General features: G+C 48.5%; 7 protein-coding genes. 4 read left to right on the forward strand and 3 right to left on the reverse strand.

The annotated features are described in order from the left end of the window. Positions 1 to 132 precede the first annotated feature (132 nt). The 3 genes from C3B51_RS00985 to C3B51_RS00995 all read right to left on the reverse strand — a co-directional run bounded on the left by C3B51_RS00985 (position 133) and on the right by C3B51_RS00995 (position 8,913). Positions 133 to 2,946: a TonB-dependent receptor gene (locus C3B51_RS00985; RefSeq protein WP_130243870.1), complete on the reverse strand. Its 2,814-nt coding sequence runs from the start codon at positions 2,944 to 2,946 to the stop codon at positions 133 to 135. Positions 2,947 to 3,419: 473 nt separating this feature from the next. Next, the gene (locus tag C3B51_RS00990; protein WP_125716265.1) at positions 3,420 to 6,053 is read right to left on the reverse strand and encodes a TonB-dependent receptor plug domain-containing protein; all 2,634 of its coding nucleotides are present in this window, start codon (positions 6,051 to 6,053) and stop codon (positions 3,420 to 3,422) included. Positions 6,054 to 6,570: 517 nt separating this feature from the next. Beyond that, entirely contained in the window at positions 6,571 to 8,913 is a 2,343-nt protein-coding gene (locus tag C3B51_RS00995) for a DNA polymerase II (RefSeq protein WP_130243871.1), read from the reverse strand. A 67-nt stretch (positions 8,914 to 8,980) separates the two neighbouring features. Between C3B51_RS00995 and dinG the strand changes: the two genes are divergently transcribed. From dinG to C3B51_RS01015, 4 genes are read left to right on the forward strand one after another with little or no spacing between them, the layout of a single operon-like run. Next, the gene (dinG, locus tag C3B51_RS01000) at positions 8,981 to 11,050 is read left to right on the forward strand and encodes an ATP-dependent DNA helicase DinG (RefSeq protein ID WP_130243872.1); all 2,070 of its coding nucleotides are present in this window, start codon (positions 8,981 to 8,983) and stop codon (positions 11,048 to 11,050) included. 3 nt (positions 11,051 to 11,053) lie between these two features. After that, positions 11,054 to 11,833, forward strand: coding sequence for a TSUP family transporter (locus C3B51_RS01005; protein ID WP_130243873.1), 780 nt, complete (start codon positions 11,054 to 11,056; stop codon positions 11,831 to 11,833). Then, positions 11,830 to 12,429 carry a primosomal replication protein gene (locus tag C3B51_RS01010; protein WP_046005732.1) on the forward strand — a complete coding sequence of 200 codons (600 nt, stop codon included), beginning with the start codon at positions 11,830 to 11,832 and terminating at the stop codon, positions 12,427 to 12,429. The genes C3B51_RS01005 and C3B51_RS01010 overlap by 4 nt, the downstream gene beginning before the upstream one ends. 19 nt (positions 12,430 to 12,448) lie before the next feature. Then, positions 12,449 to 13,369, forward strand: coding sequence for a histone deacetylase family protein (locus C3B51_RS01015; RefSeq protein ID WP_130243874.1), 921 nt, complete (start codon positions 12,449 to 12,451; stop codon positions 13,367 to 13,369). The last annotated feature ends 65 nt before the right edge of the window (positions 13,370 to 13,434 follow it).

Genomic DNA, 13,434 nt, shown 5'->3' on the forward strand with positions numbered 1-13,434 from the left:
GGAATACACCTCGTTGCGATAAAAGGGATAATGTAAATACCTCTTTTCGCAACAAACAACTTCTATATTTCACAACAAAAAAGCCCCTGCATCTTGCAGGGGCTTATTAAGTATTTACTTAATCAGGCAGAATTAGAAAGTATAATCTGCTTGTAGGTAGAAAGTACGACCGTATGCATCAGCATAACGTGGGTCGTAACCAACCTGGTGACCAGCTGCCGCGTTCAGAGTGAACGGAGGCTCTTTGTCAAGTAGGTTCTTAATACCGAATGCAACATTTGCATTGTCACCGAACGCATATGCCAGGCGGTAGTCGAACGTCATGTAAACTGGAATGTGTTTTTGGATAACACTACCGTCTACTGCTGAGTTCCAATCGTCCGCTTTTGCAACGTAGAAGCTCACGTCTGCTGATGCATCAGTGTAACCACTGCGCGCCTTAAGGTTCAGGCTGTGCGTGAAATCACCGTGAGTTAAAGTATTGTTGAAGTTGATGATGTTGCGGAAAGCAACTTCTTCATCAGTACCTACTTTACCCAGGCTGGTGTCCCACACGTCAGTTGTACCTACACGCAGACTTTCGTCTTCAATCATGTATGTACCCATTAGACTAGACTTCAACTCACCAAATGAGAAGTTAGTTGTGAAATCTACATGCCAGTCAATACCAGAAGTACGAGATTGACCAACGTTACGCGCAGGCTGGATGATTGCAAGTACTGTATTACCTGTACCACGGTCAACTTTAGTTGTGAAAAGGTCATCATAAGTGACTGGGTCACCGAAGATTTGATTCTGAGTCAGACGGCGAACTTCGTTCTCCATCTCGATGTTCCAGTAGTCAAGACCAAAGCTTGTGCCTGTATCACCTGCCCAAACGAAGCCAAACGTATATTGCTTAGACGTCTCTGGCTGAAGGTCTTTCTCACCTTCACGGTATACATCATACTGCAACTTGTCCTGGTAGCAGTAACGCGCCTTTTCAGGAGCCAGGCCAGCTGGACAATCATATGGAGAAGCCGTTACACCAAACTCAAGACGAGGTGCTGCAATTTGACGCATAGTTGCGGCTTTAAAGCCTGTACCGTAACTTGCACGTAGCAATAGCTCGTCAGTTGGACGGTAAGAGATACTGACTTTATAAGTTGTATCATCAGCGCTATCGTTCACAGTCTGGTTGCCAGTACGCTTTGAGTCAGTGATTTCACCGATTTCGTCGTAACGCAGTGAACCAGTTACTTCTAAGTTCTCCATCACTGGCACGATTACTTCAGCAAATGCGCCGTAGCTGTCACGCTCAAGGTCGAACTCAGTACCAGCAGATTCGAACAGAACGACTTCAGCATTCTGGCCTTCACCATTGGTCAGTGAGTAGCCCGATTGACGGTAGTCAAAACCAACGCCCAGATATACAGTACCAGCATCTAGCTCAGCGATAGCGCCTGATGTTTTACCTTCAATCGCTAGCAAATCAGTGTCAGTTGTTTCCCACAGACCACTGAACATAGTGTCTGCAACCATTTTGTTTTGGTCGTCAGACAGCTTTTCTGGCGCCTCAAATATGTTAACTGCGCCTGACGTTACCAGTGCCATGAATTCTTTTTCCAGCGGGTAACCTGTAATACGGTTCTGCTCACGCTCAGCGCCTGAGCTTGTGATAGCAAAGTCGTAAGACCACTCGTTAAATTCACCACGCAGACCCGCTACGATGTGGTTTGTAGTTGTGCTCCACTCGTCGGTACGGTTACCGCCTGGCAGTACACGCCAGCGAGCAGATACACCACCTTCTACCATGTCAGCCTTAACGTTGTCTGGCAGATATTTAATGACATTGTCTTGTATCAGCGCGCTGTTTTCATCAAGTGAGAAACCACCTGTTGGGTATGGCGCGATACGTGTTGTCATCTCAAATTTAGAAGCAGATGCAGTCACATAAGCTTCCATGTCTTCAGTCACAGTAGCAACCGCTTGCAGGAACAAGTTATCGCGTGTGCTTTCTGGCTGAATCTCAAGTGTGCTGGTGTAGTCAAACTGACACGCGTTACCAGATGGTGCACTGGTTGTGTGACATGAACCATTGGCTTCTTTATAAGGGTTTAGTGAGTAAGTTTTGGTCTTACGTTCGCCCTCATCGTCCAATACATACGCGCCTGCTTCGTCACGCTCATAATATCTAACATAAGCGTTACCAGGGATTGCGTTTGAAGAACCAGCGATTGCAACTAAATCTTGTCCAGCATGCTCAAATTCTACAAAACCTGTTCTGGCGAAATCGCGATCAACTGAGCGCAGGTTATCCTGCTCATCGCGGCTATAGCTTGCCATGATGTTAAAGCCATCGCTGTCTAAATCACCGAAACCTGTCGTGATTGAGAAGTTTGAGCTCGATGTATCAGAAGGCTTGTCATAACGCGCGCTTACAGTTGTGCTTTGTACGTCATCTTTCAGGATGAAGTTAACAACACCCGCGATAGCGTCTGAACCATACAGTGCTGACGCACCGTCTTTCAGGATTTCAACGCGCTTGATCGCAGATAAAGGGATTGAGTTGATGTCGATACTTGAACCAGAGTCTGATGATGCCATACGACGACCGTTAACAAGAACCAGCGTATATTCAGCACCAAGGTTACGAAGTGAAGCAGTTTGAATACCACCACCGCCACCACCTACTGATTCACCAGCAGCGGTGAAGCCCTGCATCGCAGGTAGGTTTGCGACTAGGTCTGGCACGCTTGTTACACCAGATTTTGCGATGTCAGATGCGTCGATTACGTCGATAGGCAAAGCACCTTCCAGATCTGTACGCTTGATAGCAGAACCGGTGATTTCAATCTTTTCGATTTTCTCTTCGCCTTGTTCAGCATTGGCTGCGAATGCAGTTGCTGACACAGCACCAAACGCGATCGCTAAGCGAACCGCTTTTGTTACTTTATTATTTAACATTGGATTCTCCCTGGACCATACAAGATGGTTATATTTATTTTTGCGTTAACAAACGCTTTGTATTTTTACCAAAACGGTAACTTAGTGACGCATCTTAAACAACAAACAGACACCAGGTCAACATCACTTGATGTGTTTTTTGCAATTACCGATAGAAGGAACTTACCCATTTTACATACAGTAAACATCAAAATGATCAAAAAAGAACAAACAACCTTATGTTAAACATGAGGTTGTGAACAACATGTTTTAAAAAGTACCTTTTCCCAACCCTAAAGAACCAGATGATTTTGCGATGAAAAAATAGCCGCCAGGTTACTTTCCAATTGACTTACTGATGGTTTACAAAACATTGATGGCCTGAAAATGACGGTGACTGAGCATACGGAGAGGGGGGCGGGATTGCTGTGAATTTTTGCCATAAAAAAAGCCCCTGACGGGGCTTTGAAATTAGTGATTATTTCATCTGCTCATTAGAAGCTAATGCGGTATCCACCGAAGATCTCACGACCGATGTGACCTGCATTGTACAGTGGGTAATCTACATAGAAACCATTGTTGTTGTACACTACACCTTTATCGAATAGGTTACGTGCACCCAGAGTGAACGTACCGTAACCGTCGCTGAAGTACTTAATGTTCAGGTTATGAGTCACATAAGTAGGTAGTGTACCTGAGTACTCAACTACTTGTTGACCTGAATCAAGTCGCTGTTTGGTCTCGGTTTGATATGTGTTGTCGATAAGATCAGTTGTCCAGTTAACAGAGTAGTTATCAACAGCATAGTTCACTGTAAACTGTGAACGAAGTTCAGGCTGCTCTGGTGCCTTCTTCGCATTGATTGTTGGACCACTGAAGTAGATATCTTCTCCCACTTCTGTCAGAAGTGTCGTTACATTTCTGAATTTAAAGTCACCAAATGCAGTTTCTAGCTTGTAGGATACATCAATATCGAAACCTTTACGCGACATGAACGCACCGTTTGAATACTGCGTGTAACCTTTTTCGATTGAACCATCTGCATTACGTACCAGTTTAACAGCAGGTCTTTCAGCAATCAGTGCGTCATATGCACCTGCAGACTGAAGGTCAACCAGGTCCTGAACATCTATTAGGCTAATCAAGTTTTCTACTTCAAGCTCGAAGTAGTCTACTTTAATAGATACGTTCTCAAAGCCAGAGTAGACAACACCTAGGTTCATGTAGCTTGACTCTTCTGGGCCCAACTCTTTGTTACCCTGACGCAGTTCTTCATAGCTCGCTTCAGTACATTTAGATGCTGCAATACCTTGCTGATCACAGAATACATAGTCGGTAGCTTTCGGGAACCCTGTTGAGTCAGCAGCATTTAGCTCTTTCAGAGATGGTGCACGGAAACCTTCAGAGTAAGAAGCACGAAGTAACAAATCGTCAATCGGACGATAGTCCAGCTTCACGCTTGGGTTACCTTCACCACCAAAGTCACTGTAGTCATCATAACGGTATGCTGCACTCAGTGTCAGGTTTTCCATGATAGGCACCTGGACTTCATAGAACACAGCAGTCACATCACGCTCACCCGCACCTGAACTACCAGCACTACCACCAATCAGACCGGCTTCGTTTTGCGCATCGTAACGAGAATTCAATGTCATATCGAAGTACTCACCACCGATGTAGTGTGCAATAGCAGCGTCGTTGAATTCACCAAACTCAAAACCGATACCTGCGAATAGGTGGTCCAGCTCGCTTTGGTTTTCTGTGTAAGTGGTGGCACGCATGTTGGCGATACCTTGCTCTGAATCAAGCGCAATATCATTTAGCGTATTGTGAGAAAGACCCGCTTTACTCAGATAAAAACGGCCAACATCGCGATAATCCAAACGTGCTTTGTGATACGACACTTCCCACTCAGCTGTGTCACCGAAGGCACCTTTCAGACCTAAGGTGTAATCTTGCTGGTAGTCCGTTACTTCACCGTCACGGTTACCCAGTTGATACCAACGGAAATAACCTTTAGTCACTTCGCCTGTTGGGTTGTGTTCATTGTCTGCTGCCATATCATTCCAGTTGGCAGCAGCTGGCGCATAACGACCAAATGAATCATTACGACTGAACATAGCGCGACCGAAAAGCTCCAGGTCATCGGTTAGTTCATACGTGATGCTCGCCATCGCCGAGTCACGTTTAGTCGAAGCCATGTTGGCAGAAACGTCGGCAAATGCATAACCACAAACCTGACCACCGCCAACACCACCTAGCGCACTACCTTGGTCAAGTACGCCCACGAAGCCGTCGACATTTTTGGTCAGTTCATCACACTTTGGAGACGCCAACATGCCGTCCGGGCCTTTGATAGTCGCACCAGAATAGCTGATACCGACAGTTTCGTCGTAGATAGAGATCAGCCCATCTTTATTCTTATCTTCCATTGACGCGGCTGTGTAGCTACGGTCACGGTCGAAAATTGGGTTACGTTGTTGGTGGTCGTATACAAAGGTAATGTTACCTTTGTCAGAGCTTACGCCAAATGCCATTGACATTTGCTTAGAGTCTGCGCCTTCTGCTTCAGGGCGACCTACCTGGATATCGAAAGACACACCTTCAAAATCTTTTTTCAGGATAACGTTGATAACACCGGCAATCGCGTCAGAACCATAGATGGAAGAAGCACCGTCTTTCAGAATTTCGATTCGCTCAACCGCCGCCATTGGAATTGAGCTCAGGTTAGCACCACCACCGTTCAATGAAGGTGAACTACCCATACGCTTACCGTCGATCAGCACCAAAGTACGGCCTGCACCAGCACCCAATAGGCTCACGGTTGATTGTGACTGAGCACTAGTACCTGAACTTGGGATAATAGAACCAAAGCTGTTAGAAGTAACGCTTTGCAGTGCTTCGGCGACAGAAACACGACCCTGACCTTCGAATTCAGCGGTTGAAATTACTTCAACTGGGCTTGCACCTTCCATGTCGACACGCTTGATTCGCGAGCCTGTGATTTCGATGCGTTCAACTTTTTCAGCACCTTCCTGAGCGGTCGCAGACTGTGCTAGCACAGCCGTAGACGCAGCACCAAATGCCAATGCTAAACGCACGGCCTTAGTTACTTTAGTGTTCAACATGTGTTTTCTCCCTGGGCTTACACTTGGCGGTAAGCATGAGTATTGTTGGTATTTATAACGAGCTTGCCGAGCTAATTTCAGCACGCTCTGAATTTTCGCGACGGATACTAATCGCGACTTGTGTTAAGCGTCAAACGACCCACACTTAACAGTCAGGAACAGCAAAAACACAACCAAAACCCAAGGTTTTAACAGCTCCTTAAAGTTAATTACCACTCACTTCAAAATAAATGTATTTTTTAATTGAATTCACAACCAGGCTGTATGCAAAAGACACAAGGACCAATATAAGGTAAAAAATGCAAGTCGCATTTAAGTTAAAAAAAATATTTTAAAATTCAGTCTGTTTGCTGGTTTTTTATGCTAAAAAAGAGAGTAAAACAAATTATTACCAAATTTGTTAGTGTGTGTTTACATTCAAACAAAGCCCTGTTTCACATAACTTTGTTGGAATGGGCGGGAAATAAGCGGAAAATGAAATTTGCTTACAAGCAGCTAAAAAACCGCTTGCACGCACTTACAAATCACTGGACAGATCCAGCGTACGCTGACCATGTAAAGTGATAGCATCCAGATCAACTTCCGGCAGCATCTGATAAATAGGTAAGATCTGCTTTTCTATATAGTGGCTGTAATCAGGGTTAGTCAATCCCCCCTGTACCAGCCTGGGGCCTGTTGTACTAATATAGTAGGCAACCTGACTCCCCTTACCGAGCGCTCTATTGGACCCGGTGCTGTGCGCCTCTTTCGCTGCCCTGACATGAGGTGGAATGTTTTTAACGTAGGCATTGAGAGGCTTGCCTAGGCGTTTTTTATAGACCAGCTTATCATCAACCAGCCCGCTATTTATCAATGCAATGTATTGTTCGGTCACCGCTATTACATCTTCATTATCAAATAAGGCCCGGATCACCGCCTGCTGGTACGCTTTGGCAATCTCAGTCCAGTCGCTGCGCACCGTTTCCAGTCCCTTAAACACCAACTCGGTCCCCTCCTCTGTTTGTACTTGACCGACATAGCGCTTTTTAGACCCTGTTTCCTGCCCACGAATAGTCGGCATAAAGAATGGGCTGTAATGGGTTTCAAACTCAATCTCCAGATAACTAGGCAGACTGAACTGGCTGTCAATATGTTGCGCCCAGCGCTGGTTAATCTCCTTCATCAGGCGCTCACCGAGTTGCCGGCACTGCTCGGGACTAAGAGACTCAGGCACACAGACAAAGGTTGAGTCGGTATCGCCGTAGATAACCTCATAGCCCATGTCTTCTATCCAGCGGCGTGTGGTCTGCATAATTTCATGGCCACGCAGGGTAATTGAGCTCGACAAACGCGGGTCATAAAACCGACAGCCCCGAGACCCCAGCACCCCATACAGGCTATTCATGATGATTTTAATCGCCTGTTGCAGCATTTTGTCACCCCGGTCCTTGGCCTCCTGCCGGGCCTGTGCTAACTGTGCAACCAGCTCAGGCAGATGATGATGCGCTCTGGAAAACGCGCCTTTGTTGAAACCGGGGATGGCCTCCTCGGGTGCCCTGAGCCCTTCAATGAGGCCCATGGGATCAATATGGAAAGTACGAATAATTGAGGGATACAGGCTCTTAAAGTCGAGCACCAGTACATTTTGATACAACCCGGGCCGAGAATCCATTACATAACCTCCGGGGCTGTCGAATGTCAGACCATGCTCCCCCAGGTTTGGCGCAATGTAACCACTGCGATGTAATAAAGGCAGATATAAGTTTGTAAATGCCGCCACCGATCCACCCATACGCTCCAGCTCCAGACCCGTAAGCTGAGTTCGGGCAATGGCAAACTCCAGTAAAGACAGCTTTATAAAGATATCCCACACCAGTACACAGTCTTGCAGATTATAACGGGCGAGAGCTGGCTTATCATGGTGAAATAAACGGATGATCTCCTCCAGCCGGTCATCCTGAGTGAGCAATTTACTCTCTCCGAGCACCTGCTGGGCAACATAACTGAGCTTGAAGGTTTCAAAATGATACGTGGCATTTTTCATGGTATCTATACCATCAAGCACCACACGACCCGGGATCAGGACCCGGGTAAAGTTGCCCTTTGATACCTGCATTGGGCTACCATCACGACCCACACTCAGTGTCACCCCCAAGGCTTCAGCGCGTTCATGAAGCACCGCGCAGTCAAACTCAATCACATTCCAGCCGATGATCACATCCGGGTCCAGACGATTCAGCTCCTCTACCAGCGCCTGTAATAACGATAGCTCATCGTTGACCCAGCGCACATCGACATCACTTGCCTGTGGCTCTCCTATCATAATAACGCGCCGCTGAGTCTGGCAGACCAGACCGACGGAAAACAACACCCCTTCCCCGCTGCACTCTATATCCAGCGACAGCATGGACAGCTCAGGCACAAATTGGGGTGCCGGTTTTAAACGCGCTTGCTGGATCTCGATGAATCCCGCTTTTTTTACCGCATGGCCTGTGACCCAGGCACCACCGCGTATAAAACGCTCCATCAGGTAACGGTCTGCGTGACGAATGTCTGCCTCATATAAGGTGATATAGTCAGACAAGTGTTCTTTACACTGATAGTAATCACTCAATGTGCGGCAATAGAGCCCTGTGACCGGCGACTGATCAAAGTGCTTGAGCGCAAGCGACCTGAACTCAATGCCCTTAAGATACGCAGAGAGTCGCTGTTGCGCCTTTGCGGCGTCTTCCGTGCGGATGAATAAGACTGCCTGTTGCGGCTGCGTGATCACCTTCAGCAATCCTTCACTCGATTTCAGCCAGTAGCACAGGTGCAGCCTGTTGTTGAGGTGGATTTGTTGTCGTGACAGGATAAAGCCCTGATATACCGCTTGTGCCAAAGGGGATCCCCGCCTAAAATAGAATACCTGTAATTATATCCATACTTTTTTGCTTAAGCGATCCTACATGCTGTCAGATTCTCTAAAAAAAACCATCCGTCAGGCGCACACCAACATAGCTGAACAACTCGAAGGCTTTCGCCCGCGTGCCGGACAAAACTATCTGGTGGCAGAAATAGCTAAAACCCTGGGGGGCGACTATCACAAATCTCAGCGTATTTGCGTGATTGAAGCCGGCACAGGTACGGGTAAATCGCTGGCTTACTGCCTGGGCGCCCTGCCCATGGCACTGGCAAAAAAGAAAAAACTGATCATCTCAACCGCCACCGTTGCGCTGCAGGAGCAGTTACTCAATAAAGAGCTGCCCTTTTTTAAAGAACATTCCGGGCTCGACTTTAAATTTGACCTGGTGAAAGGGCGCCAGCGCTATATCTGCGTGCAAAAACTGCTGGCAGCCGTCAGTGGCGAAGAAACCCAACTGTCCCTGATGCCAACAACCAGCTCACCTTTGTCGGCAATGGAGCAGCGCTGCTTACAAGCACTGGCAAAAGCTTATCAGGAAAAGCGCTGGCAAGGCGACAGAGACAGCTGGGCAGACACCATTCCCGATAAAGTGTGGAACCTCATCGCCTGCGATAAGCATGCCTGCCAGCGACAAATGAAGTCTCATAACTTGTGTCCTTTTCATCTGGCCAGACAAAAAATTGCCCAAATGGATGTGCTGGTGATAAACCACGCCCTGTTACTGGCCGATCTGGAGCTCGGCGGCGGTACTATTTTGAGTGACCCCGAAGACACCTTTTATGTGATCGACGAAGCGCACCATTTACCGCATATCACCCGCGACTTTTCATCCGCTGCGGCAACCATCAAAGGCACCATAGAATGGCTCGACAAACTGCTGAAGTTCAGCGGTAAAATGGCCAACGTTGTGGTTTCACAAAAAGCCATCGGGCAAAATTTTAAACTCAACGACGCCGCCAATGATGCGGGCAAAGTGTTACGTCAAGTCAGAGACATGCTCGACCAGTCGGATTACAGTTATAATGACGATGACACCCACCGCTTTTTACACGGTGAAGTGCCGGAGCAGCTCAAAGCGCGTGCCAAAGACATCGCGGATGCCACGCAGGATGCGCTGCGTGCGCTGAGCAAAATGCATGATGCGCTGACTCTGGATGTCAACGATGGCGATGTGCAGGGCTTTCTGGCTGATCCCATTTTGGCAGAAAGCGGCCAGTATATTAACCGCCTGGAGCAGCTTAACAAGTTATGGTTCAGCTATGCCACAAAAGGCGAAGGCACACCACATGCTCGCTGGATAAAACGCCTGGATTACAAGCACCACCACGATTACCTGTTATGTGACTGTCCCATCGAAGTGGGCTTTTATCTCAAGGATAACCTCTGGCGCGAATGTGCCGGCGCCGTTTTGTGCTCAGCCACCCTGAGCGCCATGGGCAACTTTGACCACTTCGCCAGAGAGAGCGGACTGAGTAATGAGCCAGGGGTAAAATACATCAAGGCCGACTCGCCGTTTGATTATGCCAAGCAGGCCCAGTTACATATCCCGCAAACCAAAACGGAGCCCACCGATAAGGCATTCAGCGACTATCTGGCTGAAGCGTTGCCCGACTATCTGGACAAGAAAAAGGCCAACCTGGTGTTGTTTGCCTCTTATTGGCAAATGGACCACGTGGTTGCCAAACTACGCAAACAAAACTGGCAGATCCTGGTACAGGGCGAGCTGTCACGTGACGAGTTGCTAAAACGTCACCGCGCTGCCATTGACCTGGGTGCGGGCAGCATTTTGTTCGGCACGCAAAGTTTGTCTGAAGGGCTCGACCTGCCGGGCAAATATCTTGAAAACCTGGTGATCACCAAAATCCCTTTTGCGGTACCGACGTCTCCGGTAGAAGAAGCCCAGGCCGAATTTATCCAATCGAAAGGTGGTAATCCGTTTTTATCTATCACAGTGCCGGACGCCGCCAAGAAATTAGTGCAAAGCTGTGGTAGACTGCTGCGTAAAGAAACGGATTCTGGCCGCATCACGATTCTTGACAGACGCCTGGTTACCAAACGATACGGCAAGGCGATGCTGGACACGCTGCCACCCTTTGCCAAACGAATAGACTGATCCATGCTCGAATTTGCTTTAGACCCAGCTACCTGGGCGTTATTATGTACAGTTGCCCTGGCCGCAGGCTTTATAGATGCAATCGCCGGCGGTGGCGGTATGCTTACAGTGCCCGCACTGCTCACCGCAGGCTTGCCGCCTCATATGGCACTGGGCACTAACAAGCTGGCTGCCAGTTTTGGCTCCTTAACCGCCAGCTTTACCTATTACAAGCAGAACCTGTTTAACCCCAGATTTTGGGCAGCCTCCGTGCTGGCCACCGCCATAGGTGCTGCGCTGGGCACTTTACTTGTAGACTCGCTGAGTATCGAGTTTCTCAATAAGCTGATCCCGGTCATCATATTACTGGTTGCGCTATATAGCTTGTTTGGCAAAATGAGCCACAGCGACTCCATCGACCTGCCCAAAAAAACCGGCTCACTTAAAGTTAAGCAGTGGCTGCAGGGTCTGTCTCTGGGCTTTTTCGACGGACTGGCAGGTCCCGGTACCGGTACTTTCTGGACTGCCTCCAATGACATGCTGTATAAAATGAGCCTGCTGCTCAACTGTGGCCTGGCCCGCTCGATGAATTTTGTCTCGAATTTTATCTCGCTGATCACCTTTGTTGCACTGGGCCATGTCAATTTCCTGCTGGGGGTGACGATGGGCGCATTCTTGATGCTCGGCGCCTGGCTTGGCGCGCACTCAGCGATTAAGTTTGGCAGTCGGCTGATCAAACCCCTGTTTAATGCCGTGGTCATCATGTTAACCGCAAAACTGATTTTTGAGGCGTATATGGTATGAGTCTGCCACTGGATAAACTCAGACAACGCGTGGCTGAGCTGCAGCACCACGCCGAACAGTTTGATAAGGCGAAATGGTTTGATAAAAACCGCTATATTCAGTCGCAACCAAGCCTGTTTGACAGCCACGTGTTTCGCAGCAAAAGCCTGAAACTCAGTGATTATGTAGACGAAGTGCAAGAAGCACTGGCACACTTGCCGCCGCCGTCGCAGCGGCATGCGCTACAATATGCGGTAGAGCACATTGGTGAGCAGATCGAAGCCATTATTAAAGTGCTTAAATCCACCCCTGTCTGGGCCAAAGAAAACCGGTTTCAGCCCCACAAAAAGGCGAAAGTGTATCGTCAGGCCGTTAAAAAAATCATGCAGCCGTCTCATGAGCTCTACCAGGAGCTGTCGCAAAACCATGAATTTGAACGCCGTTTACAGGAAATGATCTCACTACGCCAGGATCAGCTGATCAAAGCATCTCCCGAGCAAGCCGCTCAGCTGAATAAAGAAATACTCGCCCTGCATGGGCGACTGGGACGTTGTCGTAAAGCCATCAGCGCAACCGAAGATAAAATTCAGCAACAAGAAAAGCAATCCCGCTCCTGAACAGGATAAGCGCCACGTTATGTTGTTTTACCACCCCAGCTACAGCGACCTGTGCTTGCCCCCAAAACACAGATTCCCCATCGAGAAATATCGCCTGCTTTATCAAAGGCTCACCCAGACCCCCTGTGCAAGCAGGCTCACCCAGCCCAGTGTGGTCGCCTCAGAGGAAGACCTCACTCTATGCCATGACCCCGACTACGTGGCCGCATTTGTTAATGGCACACTCTCAGCCAGCGCTATCAAACGCATGGGGTTTCCCTGGTCGGAGCAACTGGTTGAGCGTACTTTGCGCTCAGTCGGGGCCGCGCTGGAAGCCTGCCAACTGGCGCTGGAGTATGGCTTTGCCGCAAACCTGAGCGGCGGTTATCACCATGCTTTTAGCGACGCGGCCGCGGGTTTTTGTATTTTTAACGATTTAGCCATTGCCGCCAGACACCTCATTCGCACCGGCCAAGCCGATACGGTATTGCTATTGGATTGCGACGTGCACCAGGGTGATGGCAGTGCTGAAATTCTAGCCCAGGACCCTCAGGTAGTAACCTGCTCGCTGCATTGTGAGCAAAACTTTCCCAAGCTAAAACGTCAGTCCGATTATGACTTTGCTTTACCTGTTGGCTGCTCAGACGACACTTACCTCGCGACGCTGAATGAGGCTTTGGGCTTGTGTACCCGGCTCCACCAACCTGACATCATACTGTATAACGCAGGCGCCGACATCTACCACCGCGATGAACTGGGGCACCTGGCTATCAGCCTCGAAGGGGTTCAGGCCAGAGACCGCAAGGTATTGCACCATGCCAGGCAACACCATATTCCATTGATGGCTGCACTCGGTGGTGGCTATCAGCGCAATGTTAGCCGCTTAGTCGATGTACATCTGCAACTGTTTATCGCCTTGCAGCAGGTCTGGCCGGAACATTTCAACCTGCCGCGTCCCTGAAAATAACCGTTCCACATAGACACAACAGCCATTTTAAAATTGCCAGTAGCATTAACCACAGAGGT

This window comes from Pseudoalteromonas rubra (assembly GCF_004212645.1).
GTDB classification, from domain to species: domain Bacteria; phylum Pseudomonadota; class Gammaproteobacteria; order Enterobacterales; family Alteromonadaceae; genus Pseudoalteromonas; species Pseudoalteromonas rubra_G.